The sequence below is a fragment of the Methylobacterium sp. 275MFSha3.1 genome (genome assembly GCF_900108435.1).
GTDB lineage: Bacteria > Pseudomonadota > Alphaproteobacteria > Rhizobiales > Beijerinckiaceae > Methylobacterium.
In genome coordinates, this window is the sequence record NZ_FNWP01000009.1 from 107,302 (window position 1) to 122,383 (window position 15,082).

19 protein-coding genes and 1 tRNA gene are annotated in these 15,082 nt (G+C 71.6%); 13 read left to right on the top strand and 7 right to left on the bottom strand.

Translation table 11 applies throughout. From position 1 onward, the window contains the following. Positions 1-67: 67 nt before the first annotated feature. Positions 68-1,237, bottom strand: coding sequence for a cysteine desulfurase family protein (locus BLW78_RS12600; protein WP_091679948.1), 1,170 nt, complete (start codon positions 1,235-1,237; stop codon positions 68-70). Between the two features lie 273 nt (positions 1,238-1,510). Between BLW78_RS12600 and BLW78_RS12605 the strand changes: the two genes are divergently transcribed. The 3 genes from BLW78_RS12605 (at position 1,511) to BLW78_RS12615 (ending at position 3,990) form a co-directional block, all read left to right on the top strand. Further along, the gene (locus tag BLW78_RS12605; RefSeq protein ID WP_091679950.1) at positions 1,511-2,167 is read left to right on the top strand and encodes an alpha/beta hydrolase; all 657 of its coding nucleotides are present in this window, start codon (positions 1,511-1,513) and stop codon (positions 2,165-2,167) included. 85 nt (positions 2,168-2,252) lie between these two features. Further along, the gene (locus tag BLW78_RS12610) at positions 2,253-2,639 is read left to right on the top strand and encodes a response regulator (protein ID WP_026604970.1); all 387 of its coding nucleotides are present in this window, start codon (positions 2,253-2,255) and stop codon (positions 2,637-2,639) included. Between the two features lie 58 nt (positions 2,640-2,697). Then, positions 2,698-3,990, top strand: coding sequence for an O-acetylhomoserine aminocarboxypropyltransferase/cysteine synthase family protein (locus BLW78_RS12615; RefSeq protein ID WP_091679953.1), 1,293 nt, complete (start codon positions 2,698-2,700; stop codon positions 3,988-3,990). Between the two features lie 130 nt (positions 3,991-4,120). Here BLW78_RS12615 and BLW78_RS12620 read toward each other — a convergent pair whose 3' ends face one another. Together BLW78_RS12620 and BLW78_RS12625 are read right to left on the bottom strand one after the other, a co-directional pair. Further along, the gene (locus BLW78_RS12620; RefSeq protein ID WP_091679956.1) at positions 4,121-5,290 is read right to left on the bottom strand and encodes an acetyl-CoA acetyltransferase; all 1,170 of its coding nucleotides are present in this window, start codon (positions 5,288-5,290) and stop codon (positions 4,121-4,123) included. Positions 5,291-5,488: 198 nt separating this feature from the next. Beyond that, positions 5,489-6,058, bottom strand: a complete 570-nt coding sequence (locus BLW78_RS12625; RefSeq protein WP_091679959.1) for an NUDIX domain-containing protein — start codon at positions 6,056-6,058, stop codon at positions 5,489-5,491. A gap of 129 nt (positions 6,059-6,187) precedes the next feature. On the opposite strand from BLW78_RS12625, the gene BLW78_RS12630 reads away from it, so the two are divergent. The 7 genes from BLW78_RS12630 to BLW78_RS12660 are packed head-to-tail and all read left to right on the top strand — an operon-like array spanning position 6,188 to position 10,408. Continuing rightward, entirely contained in the window at positions 6,188-6,691 is a 504-nt protein-coding gene (locus BLW78_RS12630; RefSeq protein WP_020093420.1) for a hypothetical protein, read from the top strand. Further along, entirely contained in the window at positions 6,688-6,939 is a 252-nt protein-coding gene (locus BLW78_RS12635; RefSeq protein WP_020093421.1) for a monovalent cation/H+ antiporter complex subunit F, read from the top strand. The genes BLW78_RS12630 and BLW78_RS12635 overlap by 4 nt, the downstream gene beginning before the upstream one ends. After that, positions 6,936-7,220 carry a monovalent cation/H(+) antiporter subunit G gene (locus BLW78_RS12640; RefSeq protein WP_091679961.1) on the top strand — a complete coding sequence of 95 codons (285 nt, stop codon included), beginning with the start codon at positions 6,936-6,938 and terminating at the stop codon, positions 7,218-7,220. Before BLW78_RS12635 ends, BLW78_RS12640 begins: the two co-directional genes overlap by 4 nt. Next, on the top strand, positions 7,217-7,468 hold the full coding sequence (locus tag BLW78_RS12645) for a Na(+)/H(+) antiporter subunit B (protein WP_056525210.1): 252 nt from the start codon (positions 7,217-7,219) through the stop codon (positions 7,466-7,468). Before BLW78_RS12640 ends, BLW78_RS12645 begins: the two co-directional genes overlap by 4 nt. Next, a complete protein-coding gene (locus BLW78_RS12650) occupies positions 7,465-8,241 on the top strand; it encodes an MnhB domain-containing protein (RefSeq protein ID WP_091679964.1) in 777 nt (258 codons plus the stop codon). The genes BLW78_RS12645 and BLW78_RS12650 overlap by 4 nt, the downstream gene beginning before the upstream one ends. After that, a complete protein-coding gene (locus tag BLW78_RS12655; protein ID WP_091679967.1) occupies positions 8,238-8,657 on the top strand; it encodes a sodium:proton antiporter in 420 nt (139 codons plus the stop codon). Before BLW78_RS12650 ends, BLW78_RS12655 begins: the two co-directional genes overlap by 4 nt. Beyond that, complete coding sequence (locus tag BLW78_RS12660) at positions 8,654-10,408, top strand: complex I subunit 5 family protein (RefSeq protein WP_091679971.1); 1,755 nt, start codon at positions 8,654-8,656, stop codon at positions 10,406-10,408. Before BLW78_RS12655 ends, BLW78_RS12660 begins: the two co-directional genes overlap by 4 nt. 111 nt (positions 10,409-10,519) lie before the next feature. Here the strand turns inward: BLW78_RS12660 and BLW78_RS12665 are convergent. The 3 genes from BLW78_RS12665 to BLW78_RS12675 all read right to left on the bottom strand — a co-directional run bounded on the left by BLW78_RS12665 (position 10,520) and on the right by BLW78_RS12675 (position 12,487). Next, a tRNA-Thr gene (locus tag BLW78_RS12665) sits at positions 10,520-10,595 on the bottom strand. Between the two features lie 109 nt (positions 10,596-10,704). Beyond that, on the bottom strand, positions 10,705-11,844 hold the full coding sequence (aroB, locus tag BLW78_RS12670; RefSeq protein ID WP_091679973.1) for a 3-dehydroquinate synthase: 1,140 nt from the start codon (positions 11,842-11,844) through the stop codon (positions 10,705-10,707). A 19-nt stretch (positions 11,845-11,863) separates the two neighbouring features. Then, positions 11,864-12,487 carry a shikimate kinase gene (locus tag BLW78_RS12675; protein ID WP_020093428.1) on the bottom strand — a complete coding sequence of 208 codons (624 nt, stop codon included), beginning with the start codon at positions 12,485-12,487 and terminating at the stop codon, positions 11,864-11,866. Between the two features lie 244 nt (positions 12,488-12,731). Here BLW78_RS12675 and BLW78_RS12680 point away from each other — a divergent pair, with 244 nt between their 5' ends. The 3 genes from BLW78_RS12680 to BLW78_RS12690 all read left to right on the top strand — a co-directional run bounded on the left by BLW78_RS12680 (position 12,732) and on the right by BLW78_RS12690 (position 14,473). After that, a complete protein-coding gene (locus tag BLW78_RS12680; protein ID WP_012317685.1) occupies positions 12,732-12,884 on the top strand; it encodes a hypothetical protein in 153 nt (50 codons plus the stop codon). Further along, positions 12,881-13,825 carry a site-specific tyrosine recombinase XerD gene (locus BLW78_RS12685; protein ID WP_091679976.1) on the top strand — a complete coding sequence of 315 codons (945 nt, stop codon included), beginning with the start codon at positions 12,881-12,883 and terminating at the stop codon, positions 13,823-13,825. Before BLW78_RS12680 ends, BLW78_RS12685 begins: the two co-directional genes overlap by 4 nt. Before the next feature lie 129 nt (positions 13,826-13,954). After that, complete coding sequence (locus BLW78_RS12690; RefSeq protein ID WP_020093430.1) at positions 13,955-14,473, top strand: MarR family winged helix-turn-helix transcriptional regulator; 519 nt, start codon at positions 13,955-13,957, stop codon at positions 14,471-14,473. Positions 14,474-14,536: 63 nt separating this feature from the next. Here BLW78_RS12690 and BLW78_RS12695 read toward each other — a convergent pair whose 3' ends face one another. Next, positions 14,537-14,902 (bottom strand): c-type cytochrome, encoded by a 366-nt coding sequence (locus BLW78_RS12695; RefSeq protein ID WP_042673136.1) that lies wholly within the window; start codon positions 14,900-14,902, stop codon positions 14,537-14,539. Positions 14,903-15,082: the final 180 nt, after the last annotated feature.

Below are 15,082 nucleotides of genomic sequence, written 5' to 3' on the forward strand. Positions count from 1 at the left end.
AGCGTCTCCTAGGCATCTCCGGCGTCAAGGACCGGGAAGCGTCTGTCGGAAAGCGGGGAGGCGGCGCTCAGGCCGCCTGGCCTCGCCGTCTATATAGGGTCTCTACGACCCGTTCGAAGGCGTCGAGGAAGCATGCCACCTCCTCGTCCACCGTGTTCCAGCCGAGGCTGACGCGCAGCGCCCCCCCGGCGAGGTCGGAACCGACGCCCATCGCGGCGAGCGTCGCCGAGCGCGCGACCTTGCCCGACGAGCAGGCCGAGCCCGACGACACCGCCACGCCGGCGAGGTCGAGGGCGATCAGGGCCGAGGGCGCGTCGAGCCCCGGGACCGAGAAACTCAGGGTGTTGGGAAGGCGCGGCGCTCCGGCGGCGAACACCACCGCGTCGGGCGCCATGGTGCGCACGCCGGCCTCGACCCGGTCCCGAAGGGCGGAGAGGCGCGCGGCCTCCGCGTCGAGCGCCGCGCGGGCGATCCGGGCAGCCTCACCCATGCCGACGATGGCCGGCAGGCACTCGGTGCCGCAGCGCAGCCGCCGCTCCTGGCCGCCCCCGCGCAGGAAGGCGCTTTCCAGGCTGACGCCCTCGGCTAGGACCAGCGCGCCGACCCCCTTGGGCGCCGCGAACTTGTGGCCCGAGAGGGTCAGCGCGTCGAGGCCGAGCGCCGCCATGTCGAGGGGGATCTTGCCGACGGCCTGCACGGCGTCGCTGTGAACCAGGGTCCGGCCGTGCGCCCGCGCCAGGCCGACGATCTCGGCCAGCGGCTGCACCGCGCCGGTCTCATTGTTGGCGGCGTGGACCGAGAGGAGCAGGGTCTCGTCGGCGAGAGCACCTAGGCGCGCCTCCAGGGCGGCGAGATCGACCACGCCCTCGGCGGTGACCGGGACTTCCTCGACGGCCGCGTCCGGGAACCGGTGACCGGCCGCGACGCAGGGATGCTCCGTGGCGGAGTGGAGCAGCCGCCTCGGGGCCGCCGCGCCGCCGCGACGGAGGGCGCCCGACAGGACCGCGTTCGCCGCCTCGGTCCCGCCGCTGGTGAAGACGACCTGCTCGGGCCGGGCGTTCACGAGCACCGCCACCTGGGTGCGGGCCGCTTCGAGGGCGGCCCGGGCCGCCCGCCCCTCCGCGTGGATCGAGGACGGGTTCCCGGAGAGCGTGAGCGCGCGCGCGACCGCCTCCGCGACGTCCGGGCGGACCGGCGCGGTGGCGTTGTAGTCGAGATAGGCGCGTGCCCGGCTCATCCGCGTTCCGTTAAGCCCTCTGCTGCGGCGCGTCACAATTCCTTGCCCGCGCGCCGGCTCGCCGTGCTAAGGCGCGCCGAGACAATGAGATCCCGCCGACCCGGCACGGTCGGCGTGGCAGCCAACGCGGTGCTTCGGACGGGTTGTTTAGAACAGTTCTAATCGCCTAGAACTGTTCTAAGACTGCTTTTATGGTGCGCGCGCGACGAGTCAAGGCTGCTGCGCCGCCGGGCCGATCGCCCGGCGGGCGATCTCCGGAGCGAGAGACGAGCGATGCCCGAAGTGATCTTCACCGGCCCGGCCGGCCGCCTGGAAGGCCGTTACCAAGCCCCCAAGAAGCGCGGCGCGCCGATCGCCATCATCCTGCACCCGCATCCCCAGTTCGGGGGTACGATGAACAATCAAATTGTGTACAACCTTTTCTACACCTTCGCCAATCGCGGATTCGCGGCCCTGCGTTTCAATTTCCGCGGGGTGGGACGCAGCCAGGGGTCGTTCGACCACGGCTCGGGCGAGCTGTCGGACGCCGCGGCCGCCCTCGACTGGGTGCAATCGGTCAACCCGGAGGCGAAGTCCTGCTGGATCGCCGGAGTGTCCTTCGGCTCATGGATCGGGATGCAGCTCCTGATGCGCCGCCCCGAGATCGAGGGATTCATCTCCATCGCCGCCATGGCGAACCGCTACGACTTCACCTTCCTGGCCCCCTGCCCCTCCTCCGGCCTGTTCGTGCACGGCTCCGAGGACCGGGTCGCGCCCGCCCGCGAGGTCATGCCGGTGATCGAGAAGGTGAAGACCCAGAAGGGCGTCATCATCGAGCACCAGATGGTCGAGGGCGCCAACCATTTCTTCGACGGCAAGGTCGAGGAACTGACAAAGACGGTCGACACCTACCTCGACAAGCGCCTCGGCAAGCGCGAGGAGGCGGCCTGACGGATCCGGCCCCGCGCCTTGACGGGGGGAGCCCCGGAGGAATAGGGCGCGGGTTTCGGAATTGAGACGCACCTTCGCAGGTCTGATGTCAGATAGCCCGTCCGACCACCCCGTCGTTCTCCTCGTGGAAGATGACGGCCTCCTTCTGATGGAGGCCTCGGACACCCTCGCGGATGCGGGCTTCACCGTCGTCGAGGCGACGCATGCCGACAAGGCGTTGAAGGTTCTGGAGAACCGCGACGACGTCGGGGTTCTGATGACCGACGTCGACATGCCGCAGGGGTCGATGGACGGCTTCGCCCTGGCGCGCCTCGTCGCGCATCGCTGGCCGTCGATTCCCGTGCTGGTGGTGTCGGGCATGGGCACGCCCGGTCCCAACGACATGCCGGAGGGCGCCCGGTTCATCCCGAAGCCCTACGAGCCGACCACCCTGGTCCGGACCCTGCAGGCCTTCATCCGCCGCGCGGCTTGACGCACGGATCCGCTCGGGCTGACACCCGGTCCGGGCCCTGAACACCCGACCGAGAGCCATGACGGACAAGAATCGACCGCACCGCTTCGCGACCCGGGCCATACACGCCGGCGCGGCGCCCGATCCCGCTACGGGTGCCCGGGTCCAGCCGATCTACTTCACCAACGGCTTCGTCTTCGACTCGACCGAGCAGGCCGCCGACATCTTCGCGGGCCGCCGGACCGGCTTCTCCTACTCGCGCGGATCCAACCCGACGGTCGCCGCGCTGGAGCGCCGGATCGCCGATCTGGAAGGCGCGAAGGCGGGTGTGGCAGTGTCCTCCGGACAGTCGGCCATGCAGCTCATTCTGATGACGCTGTTGAAGAGCGGCGACGCCTACGTCGCGTCGCCGCGCCTGTTCGGCGGGTCGCTCGGCCTGATGCGCCGGCTTGACGGGCGCTACGACCTGAAGCCGCGCTTCGCGCGCGGTATGGCCCCGGAGGATTTCGAGGCGGCGATCGCCCCGGACTGCCGGGCCATCTTCTGCGAATCGATCGTGAACCCCTGCGCGTCGGTGGTGGACCTCGACGGCATCGCCGCGGTGGCCCGCCGCCACAATCTGCCGCTCGTCGTCGACAACACCCTCGCCTCGCCGGCCCTGATCCGGCCGATCGAGCACGGCGCCGACATCGTCTGGCACTCCACCTCGAAGTTCCTGAGCGGCTCCGGCCAGACCATCGGCGGCGTGATCTGCGACGCCGGCCGCTTCGACTGGGCGAAGGTCGGCGGCTACAACCTGATCACCGAGCCCTGGCCGGACTATGACGGGCTGGTCCTCACCGAGGCCTTCCCGGCGACCCCCTTCGCGGCGGCGTGCCGGTTCTTCGGCCTGCGGGACCTCGGGCCCGGCCTGTCGCCGATGAACGCGTTCCTGACGCTGATGGGGATCGAGACCCTGCCGCTGCGCATGGAGCGGCACTGCGCCAACGCCCGGGCGGTGGCGGCCTTCCTGAAGGATCACCCGGCCGTGGCCTGGGTGAGCTACCCGATGTTGCCGGGCCAGACCGGCGAGGACCTCGCCCGCCGCTACACCCCGGACGGGCCGGGCTCGATCTTCACCTTCGCGCTGAAGGGCGGCGAGCCGGCGGCGCTGCGGTTCATCGCCGGCCTGGAGCTGATCTCGCACTTGGTGAACATCGGCGAGATCAAGTCGCTGGCGATCCACCCGTCCTCGACCACGCACCGGCAGCTGCCGGAGCACGAGAAGGCCGCCGCGCAGGTCGGGCCCGAGACCGTGCGGTTGTCGATCGGGCTGGAGAACGAGGCCGACCTCATCGCCGATCTCCAGCAGGCGCTGGATCGCCTCCTCTAGTCCGTCATCGCGAGCGCGGCGAAGCGACCCAGAGCCGCGCGATCTCGACGATCGTGAGGCCGCTGGATTGCTTCGCGCTGCCCGCGAGGACGGCCACGGCGGGCAGGGATTGGACGCAACCGGGACGGCCTCAGCGCCGCCGCTCCAAGATCGACACGTAGTTGGCGACCGCCGCGCCGCCCATGTTGAAGATCCCGGCGAGCTCCGCCCCGGGCACCTGCATCTCACCGGCCTCGCCCATGAGCTGGAGGCAGGCCATGACGTGCATCGACACGCCGGTCGCCCCCACAGGATGACCCTTGGCCTTCAACCCGCCGGACGGGTTGATCGGCAGCCGGCCGCCCTTCTCGGCGAGTCCCTCGCGCACCACGCGAAAACCCTCGCCCGGGGCGGCGAGACCCATCGCCTCGTACTCGATCAGCTCGGCGATGGTGAAGCAGTCGTGGGTCTCCACGAAGGAGAGGTCCTCATTGGCGATCCCGGCCTGGGCCCGCGCCCTCTCCCAGGCCATTCGCGCGCCCTTGAACTCCACCGGGTCGCGGCGGGACAGGGGCAGGATGTCATTGACGTGCGCCCGGGCGCGGAAGCCGATCGCCCGCTCCAGGCCCTCGGCGGTCTCGGCATCGGCCACCACAAGCGCCGCCGCCCCGTCCGAGATCAGCGAGCAGTCCGTGCGCCGCAGGGGGGCGGCCACGTAGGGGTTCTTCTCCGAGACCCGGTTGCAGAAGTCGAAGCCGAGGTCCTTGCGCAACTGCGCGTAGGGGTTGCCGACGCCGTTGCTGTGGTTCTTGGCGGCGATGCGGGCCAGCTCCTCGCTGCGGTCGCCGTAGCGCTGGAAGTAGCCCGCCGCGATCCGCCCGAACACGCCCGCGAAGCCGCCCTCGATGTCGGCCTCCTCCTTCCGGTAGGAGGCGCCCAGCAGGATGTCGCCGGTCTCGGCGACGGTCTTGGCGGTCATCTTCTCGGCGCCGATCACCAGGGCCACGCGGCCGCGGCCGCTGTCGACGAAGTCGAGGGCCGCGTAGAGCGCCGCCGACCCGGTGGCGCAGGCGTTTTCCAAGTGGGTCGCCGGCGCGTGGGCGAGGCCCGGCCGGTTCACCGCAACCAGCGAGCCCTCGAAGCCCTGCTTGGAGAAGCCGGTGTTCATCGAGCCCACGTAGATGCCGTCGACCTGCGACTCCTCGACGCCGGCATGGGCTAGCGCCTCCCCCGAGACCCGGGCGATCAGCCCCTCGACATCGGGCTCCTCGAGCTTGCCGAAGGGGGTGTGGGCCCAGCCCACGATGCAGGCGCGCGTCATCCGGTGACCTCCCGTGTGTGGACAGGACGATGGGCCCGCCACGGCCGGCGATCAAGACAGGGCGCGGGTTCTTCGACGCGCCGGACCCGTCCGGAGGAGGGCCGCTCGGGCCCGCTCAGCGCAGGTGGAAGGCGACCCACGCGACGCCGACCAGCACCAGCGCGGTCAGCAGCGCGCGGCCGAGCGCGCGGCGGCCTCTCACGGGGCGAACAGCTCCGAATGGCGTGCACGGAGTGCCAGGATCAGGGCCAGTGTCTTGAGGTCGGTGATCTCGGCGCGGTCGGCGCATGCGGCGAGCTCGGACAGCGGCATCTCAACCACCCGGATGTTCTCGTGCTCGCCCTCGGCCCCGCCGCCGGCCTCGGCGCGGTCCGCCCGGCCGTAGGGCGCGAGGTAGAGGTGGATCTTCTCGGTGGTCAGGCTGGCGCAGGAATAGGTGGCGCCGACGAACTCGAGCGCCCGCAGGCGCAGGCCCACCTCCTCCAGCGCCTCGCGGCGGGCATTCTTCTCCGGGCTGCCGGCGTCGATCAGCCCCGCCGGCGCCTCCAACTGGACCTGCTCGCCGGCCGCGAAAAGCGGCGGCACCCGCAGCTCGCGCACGAGCGTCGCGACCTTCCGCTCCGGGTCGTAGGGCAGGATCCCGACCGAGTCGCCGTGGTCCTCGATCTCGCGCTCGACGACGGCGCCGTCGGCGAGGCGCACCCGCGCGATCCCGAAGCGGCTCCAGCTCTCGTGGACGAAGCGGACAGTGAGGATCTCAGCTTTCATATGCACGCCCACCCCTCATCGCCTTACACGGAACCGTGTCCCCGGGTTCCGGGAACGCCGGCGCCCGCGGTCACGTTTGGTCGGACACGCGCATGGTCACGCTTCCGCGGGGCGCGCCGGTCAGGATCGATGCGGGCAGGATCGACGCAGGCAGGACCGATCGGCGGGATCCGGAAGCGTTCGCGGCGGGACGGCGCCGCGATCTGGGTCGTCCTCGCGCTCACCTACATGGTCTTCGCCGGCTCGGTCAGCCTGAACGAGGGGATGGCCGCCGTCGGATGCGCCAGTCTCGGCACGCTCTGGTGGTGGGGCGTCGGACGGCGCGGCGGGCTGCGCTTCCGCTTCGACCGGGCGTCGCTCCACCCGCTCGGCCCGGCCGTCCGCGACATGCCGCGCCAGACCGCCCGCGTCGGGCTGCACCTCCTGCGCGCGATCCTCGGTCGCGCCGGCGGCGGCGCGACCCGCGAGCGGAGCGCCGCCGAGATCGCCTGGGCCACGCCGGAGGGCGACGCGGCGCCGGCGGCGCGGGCGGTCGGGTTGCTGGCCGCGTCGCTCGCCCCCGACAGCTACGTGCTCACCCTCGACCGCGCGCACGGAACCGTGGTGACGCACGGCCTGGAGGAGGCGCGATGAGCGTCTGGACGGTCGCCATCCTGGCGCTGCTGCCGCCGCTCGCGGTGGCCGCGGTGCTCGCGTGGCGGGGCAGACCCGGCCAGCGTTTCGCCGCCTACCAGCTCGCCGGCAGCGTCACGGTCCTGATCCTGACGCTCATGGCCTTCGCCACCGATCAGGCGTCGATCACCGATCTCGCCCTCACCCTGGTCCTGCTCAACCTGCCCGGCACGATGCTGCTCGCGGTCTTCCTGGAGCGCTGGATATGAGCGTCGCGATCGGCTCGGTCCTGGCCCTTGCCGTGGCGGCCGCGTGGCTCGCGGCCCTCGCCCTCTGGCGCCTGCCCCGGGCGCTCGACCGGATTCACGCGCTCGCGTTCCTGAACGTCGCGGCCGCGATCCTCGTGACGGTGGCGGCCTTCCTCGCGGACGGCGTCTCCGGGCGCTCGCTCAAGATCCTGGTGATGATGGTGGTGTTCCTCGCCTGGGCGGCGGTGCTGTCGCACGTCTCCGGCCGGGCCGTGCTGATGCGCGAGGGCCGCTCGGCATGACGGTCATCCTGCCGCTGCTCTTCCTGCTCACCGCGGTCTCCGGAACCGCCGTGGTCCTCGTGCGCGACCCCGCGCGGCAGGTCTTCGCCATCGCGGTCAACGGGCTCATCCTGGCGATCCTGTTCGACGCCCTCCAGGCCCCAGACGTCGCGCTCTCGGAGCTGGCGGTCGGTTCGGCGGCGGTGCCGCTCCTCTTCCTCGTGGCCCTGATGGCCGTGCGGACGCAGCCGCCCGAGGAGGAATCGTGAGCCCGCGCGCCCGCGTCGCGCTCCTGGCCGTCGCGGGCCTCGTCCTCCTCCCGGGCGCGGCCGCGGTGATCGCCGGCTTGCCGCCCTTCGGATCGACGATCGCCCAGTACGGCGCGCGCATCAACGCGATCACCCCGGAGGCCCGGCACGTCGCCAACATGGTCAGCGCGATCAACTTCGACCTGCGCGGCCTCGACACCCTCGGCGAGGAGTTCATGCTACTCGCCGCCATCACCGGGACGGTGGTGTTGCTGCGCGGGCGGCGCGGCGAGGGCACGACCGGGCGCGCCATGCGCCGGCCCGGCCGGGCCGTGATCCCGCGCTCCGAGGCCGTCGTGCTCGCGTGCCGCGTCGCCGGCCCGCTCACTGCGCTGTTCGGCCTCTACGTCGTGCTGCACGCGACCGTCACGCCGGGCGGCGGCTTTCAGGGCGGCGTCATCCTCGCCTCAGGGACCCTGCTGATCTATCTCGGCGAGGGCTATGCCGGCTGGCGCGACGCCATCCGCAGTCACTGGCTCGATGCCCTGGAGGGTGGCGGCGCGCTGCTCTTCGCCCTGTGCGGGCTCGCGCCGATGCTGACCGGCGCCGCCTTCATGCAGAACATCCTGCCGCTCGGCACCTTCCGCGACCTGTTCTCGGGCGGCCTGATGCTCGTCGAGAACCTCGGCGTCGCCCTGGCGGTGACGGGCGGCTTCACGCAGCTCTTCCTGGAATTCATGGAGGAGACCCGCGCGGCCGACGCGCCCGAGGAGCCGGGGGAGGAATCCGCGTGAGTGCGGTCATCAGTGTCCTGCCCTACGCGGTCGCCGCGTGGCTGTTCGGGATCGGCCTCTACGGCATCGCCACGAGCCGCAACTTCATCCACCTCGTGGGCTGCCTCGGCGTGTGCCAATCGGCGACCTACGTGCTCCTGCTCGGCCTCGGCTATCGCTGGGGCAGCATCGCGCCGATCTTCTACGACCACCCGCCGGGAACGCCCGCCGTCGACCCGGTGATGCAGGCGCTGGTGCTCACCGACATTGTGGTCGGCGCGACGCTCACCGCCCTCCTCCTCGTCCTCACCATCCAGGCCTACAAGCGCGGCGGCAGCCTGGACCCGGAGAAGCTCCGGCCGATGCGCGCGGGCGGCAAGTCCGGGCGCGATGCGGGATCGAGCCGGGTGCGCGACGCGGAGCGGGGCGGCCCGTGACCGCCTTCCCGGCCGCCCTCCTGCCCCTGCCCGTCGCGATCCCCCTCGTGGTCTGCGCCGCGATGCTGGCGACCGCGCACGTCCTGCCCGGTCGCCTGCCCGACATCCTGGCGACGCTGGCGGCGCTCACCGTCGCGGTGCTCTGCGGCGTCATCGCCACACACGCCGCCGACGGGCCGCTGGTCTACTGGTTCGGCGGCTGGGAGCCGCGCGACGGCGTCCATCTCGGGATCGGCTTCTCGGTGGACGAGGCCAGCGGCTGGGTCGCGGCCTTCATCGGGCTGCTCTACGCCCTGACCTTCGTGTTCGCCTGGGGCTTCTTCGACCGCACCCACGGCCACTTCCACATCCTGATGCTGCTGTTCCTGGCCGCCATGGTCGGGTTCTGCTTCACCCGCGACATGTTCAACCTGTTCGTGTGGTTCGAGGTGATGAGCGTCGCGGCCTTCGCGCTCACGGCCTACCACTTGGCGGAGTCGTCGCTGGCGGGCGCCATCAACTTCACGGTGGTGAACAGCCTCGCGGGCTTCCTGATGCTCGGCGGCATCGGGCTGATCTACGCCCAGACCGGCACGCTCGACTTCGAGGGCATCGCGGCGGCGGTGGCGCGGGGCGGCCGGGATCCGGTGGTGGCCGGGGCGTTCTGCCTCGTCGCGGCCGCCCTGATGATCAAGGGCGCGATCGTGCCGTTCCAGTTCTGGCTCGCCGACGCGCACGCGGTCGCGCCGAGCCCGGTCTCGGTGATCTTCTCCGGATCGATGGTCTCGCTCGGCCTGTTCGGCCTCGCGAAGGTGAGCGCCATCGTGTTCGGCGGCTCCGATCAGGTCCAGCACGCCCTTCCGGGACTGCTCATCGGCCTGGGCAGCTTCACCGCCCTCCTGGGTGGCTGGATGGCGCTGCTGCAGCGGCACCTCAAGCGGCTGCTCGCCTTCTCGACCATCTCGCACGCCGGCATCATGCTCACCGGCCTCGGCGCCCTCTCGGTCGACGGGACCGGCGGGATGCTCGTCTACGTGGTCGGGCACGGGCTGGTGAAGGGCGCCCTGTTCATGATCGCCGGCATCCTGCTCGCCACCCAGGCCAGCATCGACGAGATCGCCCTGCGCGGCCTCGGACGGGGGATCTGGCCCGCCGGCGTCGCCATGGCTCTGGCCGGGCTGCTGCTCTGCGGCCTGCCCCTCGGTGTGCTCGACCAGGGCACGCGCCTCGTCCAGGGGGCGCTCTGGCAGCAGGGGCACGGGGTGGCGCTGGCGGCCGGTGCCATCGGCGCGGCGCTGACCGGGGCCGCGGTGCTGCGGGCCGCGGGCCGGATCTTCCTCGGGCTCGGGCCCGATCCCGGCGACGAGGCCGGCGCCCCGAGCGCGGACGAGCGCGAGAAGGCCAACCGGCCGCTCTGGCTGATGCTGGCGCCGTGCTGCCTTCTCCTCGCGCTCGATATCGGTCTGCCGGTGGCTCTCATCGAGCACGCCCTGCCGCGGGCGGCGTCGGCCTTCATGCACCGGCCGACCGTGCACGCGCTGGCGGAGGGGCCCGGCTGGCTCCCCTGGGCCTCGGTCGCCGCCGCTCTGGCCGGCGCGGGATACGGGCTGTTCCGCAGACATCTGCCCGCGTTCGTGGTCCGGCCGGTCAGCGCGACGCAATCCGCGCCGACCCGCGTGCTGGAAATGCTCCATAGCGGCTTGATCGGCGATTACGCCGCCTGGCTCGCCGTGGGCGTGGCGGCGATCGCGGCCGTGCTGGCCATCGCCTGAGCGCGCCCGTCGCCGCGCGCCTCAGCCGACGGGCTCACGCGGGCTCGAGCCGGCACAGGCCATCGGCCAGCGGCTCGCTCGTGTATGCTTTCGGGAAACGCCTGGGGGAAGTGGTGCCGCAAGAGGGATTCGAACCCCCGACCCCCTCATTACGAATGAGGTGCTCTACCAGCTGAGCTATTGCGGCCCTGGCCCCGACGGGACCGTCGGCGGCGCGCGGTGACCGGCGCCGGACGTGGCAGGCTCATAGCGGCCCGGCCTGCGTTAGGCAAGGCCACAGCAGGCGCTCGCGGGCGTCAGGCGGCTTGGTCCGACGCTAATTCATCCTGCAGGAACGCCGCCACCTCCGCCCGGTCCACGCCGGGGGCGATGAAGCTCTGGCCGATCCCCCGAGCGAGGATGAAGGTCAGCGCGCCGTCGCGGACCTTCTTGTCCTGGGTCATCGCGTCGAGGAGCGCCTCGGCGTCGCCGCACCCGCCCGGAACGGCCTGCAGACGGGTCGGCAGGCCGGCGAGCGCGAGATGGTTGGCGACCCGGCCCGCGTCCTGTCCCGCGCAGAGCCCGAGGCGTGCCGAGAAGCGGAAGGCGAGCGCCATCCCGATCGCGACGCCCTCGCCGTGGACCAAGCGGGCGGAATCGTAGCCGGTCAGGCGCTCCAGGGCGTGGCCGAAGGTGTGGCCGAGATTGAGCAGCGCCCGCTCGCCGTCCTCCCGCTCATCGCGGGTGACCACCGCGGCCTTGGCCCGGCAGCAGGCGGCGATCGCCTGCTCGCGCTCCGGGCCGCCGGCGAAGATCCCGCGCCAGTTCGCCTCGCACCAGTCGAAGAAGCCCGGATCGGCGATCAGCCCGTACTTGGCGACCTCGGCGTAGCCGGCGCGCATCTCGCGCTCGGACAGGGTGTCGAGGGCGGCCGTGTCGGCCAGGACGAGGCGCGGCTGGTGGAAGGCGCCGATCAGGTTCTTGCCCAGCGGCGCGTTGATGCCGGTCTTGCCGCCGACCGAGGAATCGACCTGCGCGAGCAGGCTCGTCGGCACCTGAACGAAGCGCACGCCGCGCCGCAGGGTGGCGGCCGCGAAGCCCGCGAGGTCGCCGACCACGCCGCCGCCCAGCGCCACGACGAGGTCGCCGCGCTCGACCTTGAGGGCGAGCAGACCGTCGCAGACCTCCGCGTAGCCCGCGTAGGATTTGGAGGCCTCGCCCGGCGCCACCGTCACCACGCCAGCCTGGAGGCCGGCGCGCTCCAGGCTGGTCCGCAGCCGCGCGGCGTAGAGCGCGCCGACCGTCGCGTCCGTCACGATCGCCGCCCGGCGGGCCCCGAGTGCGGCGACCGCGGTGCCGGCGGTGTCGATCAGCCCGCGCCCGATCTGGATATCGTAGGCGCGGCCGGCGTCGAGGGGTACGTGGACGGTCAGGAGGTCCGGACGGGGCAGGGTCATGGATCGGTTCGCTCGGGTCTCACTGGGCGGCCACGGGGATGGATCCTTCGCCGCTGAGATGGGCATCCAGCGCCTCCAGCACGTCCTGGACGACCCGGTCGTGCGAGACCTCCCGCGAGATGACCATCACGTCGGCTGCAGCGTAGACCGGGTGGCGCACGGCCATCAGGTCGCGCATCGTCGCCTCGGGATCCTCGGTCTGCAGCAGCGGGCGGTTGCCGCGCTTGCGGACCCGACGCATCAGCACGTCCAGATCGGCCTTCAGCCAGACGGAGACCGCCGATTCAGCGATGCGCGCGCGGGTCGCCTCGCGCAGGTAGGCGCCGCCGCCCGTCGCCAGGACCAGCGGGCCGGCCCGCAGCAGGCGCGAGATCACCCGCTCCTCGCCGTCGCGGAAGCTCGGCTCGCCGTAGATCGCGAAGATGTCGGGGATCGTCAGGCCGGCCGCGGCCTCGATCTCGATGTCGGCATCCTTGAAGATCAGGCCGAGGCGGCTCGCCAGACGGCGGCCGACGGTGCTCTTGCCCGCTCCCATGAGGCCGACGAGCACGATCGAGCGCAGGCCGAGCGCGCGGCGCAGACGCGCCTCGATCGGTTCCCCCGCCTCCTCCCCGCTCATGGCCTCCTGCATCGACTCCTGCATCGCATCCGTGCGGCGTCCCCGCCTCTCCACCGGCCCCCGCGCGCCTGTCGCCCGGGCAGCCTCACATCCTGCGGCAGGCTCTTAGCGCGATTCAAGCGGCCTGCGAAACGCATCCCTGTGTCGTCGTGGGCCTTGTCAGCGCCTCGTTCACGTGGTCGAACCCGGGCATCGGCGGCGGCTCGGAGAAGGCCTTCGCCCGCCCCCTCCCCGCCGCCAGCGCCCGTCTGCCCGAGGTTCGACCGACGTGCCGACCCTGTTCCGTTTCTTTGCCACCCTCGCGATCCTGGCGGGTCTGGTCTACGCGGCCATGTTCGCGCTCGCGCATTTCGTCCAGCCGACGCCGCGGGAGATGAGCGTGACCATCCCCGCCTCGAAGCTGCAGCCGGGCAACCGTTGAGCGGGCCGGAGGGCAGCGGCGACGCCGCCCGGGCGCCGCACCCCGAGGTCGCCGAGTACCTCGACATGCTGGCCGCCGAGCGCGGTGCCGGACTGAACACCCTGAGCGCCTACCGCCGGGACCTGGACGATTACCTCGACTATCTCGCGCGCTCGGGCACGGCGCTCGGCGACGTGGAGGCCGGCACGCTGCGGGCCTTCCTGATCGACCTCGAGACCCGGGGCCTGAAGGCGTCCTCGGCGGCGCGGCGCCTGTCCTGCGTGCGCGGTTTCCACAAGTTCCTCTATGCCGAGGGCGGCGCCGAGAGCGATCCGAGCGTCGCGGTGTCCGGTCCGCGCCGCGGGCGCGCGCTCCCCAAGGTGCTATCCATCGCGGAGGTCGACCGGCTGCTCGCCACGGCGCAGGCGGCCGCCGCCGCCGATCAGGCCCCCGGCCCGGCCCGGCGGGCACGCCGGATGGCGTGCCTGCTCGAGCTGCTCTACGCCACGGGCCTGCGCGTCTCGGAACTGGTCGCCCTGCCCCGCGCGGCGGGCGCGACGCGCGAGCGCTACCTCATCGTCAAGGGCAAGGGCGGCCGCGAGCGCCTCGTGCCCCTGACCGATGCGGCCCGCACCGCGATGGCGGCGCATCTTCCGGCCGTGCCGGAGGACAACTCGTGGCTGTTTCCCGCCGACAGCGACAGCGGCTATCTCACCCGGCAGGCCTTCGCCCGCGATCTCAAGGTGCTGGCCTCGGCGGCGGGGCTCCACCCGGATCGGGTGAGCCCCCACGTGCTCCGCCACGCCTTCGCGAGTCACCTCCTGCAGAACGGCGCCGACCTGCGCATCGTCCAGGAGCTGCTCGGCCACGCCGACATCTCGACGACGCAGATTTACACGCACGTCCTCGATGAGCGCCTGAAGGCGATGGTCCGCGATCTGCATCCGTTGATGGATGGCTAAGCGCTGCCGAGCGGATGGTGTGGCAACTCTCGGTCGGTCGCCCCAATTGTATACGTTTAGCGAACTGCCTAGAAGTAGCCCCTCGCCATACCGGTACGCGAGCCAGCCTTTACCAGAGAGAGTTTTCCTATGTCAGGCCCCACGGCCTCGCAGATCGGCATCGAGCCGGATCGAGCGGGGCACACGCGTGCCGACCAGCTTTCGCAGCGGGAGCGGCAGCGCCTCGACAACCAGCTGTGCTTCGCGGTCTACGCCGCCGCGCACGCGTTCGGCCGCGCCTACCGCAACCTCCTGGGGCGCCACGAACTGACCTATCCGCAATATCTCGTCCTGCTGGTCTTGTGGGAGCAGGACGGATTGTCGGTCAAGGAGATCGGGAACCGCCTGTTCCTGGATTCGGGGACGCTGACGCCGCTCCTGAAGCGCCTGGAAGCCTCCGGGCGCGTGCGCCGCGCCCGCGACCGGGTCGACGAGCGTCAGGTCAGCATCTTCCTCACCGCCGCCGGCGAGGCCCTGCGCGAGGAACTCGCCTGCCTGCCCGACGAGGCGGGGGGCATGACCGGTCTCGATATCCAGGGCCGCAAGGACCTGCTTCAGGATCTCGTCACGCTCAGGCTGAGCCTGCAGGCCGGCCTCACGCCCGACTAGGGCGCGGCCGGAGCCCCGGGAGCGGCCGGGCGGCCGCTCCCGGTTCGTACCGATCTTCGCCTCTCAGGACTGCGTCTTGAGGTAGGCGATGACGTCGTTGATCTTCTTGTCGTCGGGGTAGCCCTGGAAGATCATCTTGGTGCCGGGCACCTTCGCCTTCGGGTTCTTCAGCCACTCGTGCAGGTTGGCCTCGTCCCAGGTGATGCCGGAGTTCTTCAGGGCGGCGGAGTAGTTGTAGCCCTCGTAGGTGCCCGCCTTGCGGCCGACGACGCCCTTCAGGTCGGGACCCACGCCGTTCTTCTGGAAGTTGTGGCACGCCTTGCAGGGGGCGAACGCCTTCTCGCCGGCCGCGGCGTCGCCGGCGTCCTGGGCCTGCGCGGCGAACGGCATCACGACGGCAAGGACGGCGCCGAAAACGAGTGAACGCATGGATTTCCTCCTGTTGGCCGCCGCTTGGGCAGCGATGCGGGCAGAGCTTGCCTGCCTGGAACAGCTCTAAATGAATGTGCCCGGCGCGCGCAACGGCCCAGTCTGGGATAGCCGTCATCCGGGGCCGGTTGGCGGCTGCTGCGGGCCGCCGCCCCACTCAACACCGCGTGAACGGATTGG

What these genes read in the sequence shown, in the direction of transcription:
- BLW78_RS12640 (WP_091679961.1), top strand. Translation starts at nt 6,936, where the DNA reads ATGAGCGTCGCGATCGGCTCGGTCCTGGCCCTTGCCGTGGCGGCCGCG.
- BLW78_RS12645 (WP_056525210.1), top strand. Translation starts at nt 7,217, where the DNA reads ATGACGGTCATCCTGCCGCTGCTCTTCCTGCTCACCGCGGTCTCCGGA.
- BLW78_RS12635 (WP_020093421.1), top strand. Translation starts at nt 6,688, where the DNA reads ATGAGCGTCTGGACGGTCGCCATCCTGGCGCTGCTGCCGCCGCTCGCG.
- BLW78_RS12615 (WP_091679953.1), top strand. Translation starts at nt 2,698, where the DNA reads ATGACGGACAAGAATCGACCGCACCGCTTCGCGACCCGGGCCATACAC.
- BLW78_RS12675 (WP_020093428.1), bottom strand. Translation starts at nt 12,487, where the DNA reads ATGCAGGAGTCGATGCAGGAGGCCATGAGCGGGGAGGAGGCGGGGGAA.
- BLW78_RS12630 (WP_020093420.1), top strand. Translation starts at nt 6,188, where the DNA reads ATGCGGGCAGGATCGACGCAGGCAGGACCGATCGGCGGGATCCGGAAG.
- BLW78_RS12610 (WP_026604970.1), top strand. Translation starts at nt 2,253, where the DNA reads ATGTCAGATAGCCCGTCCGACCACCCCGTCGTTCTCCTCGTGGAAGAT.
- BLW78_RS12620 (WP_091679956.1), bottom strand. Translation starts at nt 5,290, where the DNA reads ATGACGCGCGCCTGCATCGTGGGCTGGGCCCACACCCCCTTCGGCAAG.
- BLW78_RS12600 (WP_091679948.1), bottom strand. Translation starts at nt 1,237, where the DNA reads ATGAGCCGGGCACGCGCCTATCTCGACTACAACGCCACCGCGCCGGTC.
- BLW78_RS12695 (WP_042673136.1), bottom strand. Translation starts at nt 14,902, where the DNA reads ATGCGTTCACTCGTTTTCGGCGCCGTCCTTGCCGTCGTGATGCCGTTC.
- BLW78_RS12605 (WP_091679950.1), top strand. Translation starts at nt 1,511, where the DNA reads ATGCCCGAAGTGATCTTCACCGGCCCGGCCGGCCGCCTGGAAGGCCGT.
- aroB (WP_091679973.1), bottom strand. Translation starts at nt 11,844, where the DNA reads ATGACCCTGCCCCGTCCGGACCTCCTGACCGTCCACGTACCCCTCGAC.
- BLW78_RS12625 (WP_091679959.1), bottom strand. Translation starts at nt 6,058, where the DNA reads ATGAAAGCTGAGATCCTCACTGTCCGCTTCGTCCACGAGAGCTGGAGC.
- BLW78_RS12690 (WP_020093430.1), top strand. Translation starts at nt 13,955, where the DNA reads ATGTCAGGCCCCACGGCCTCGCAGATCGGCATCGAGCCGGATCGAGCG.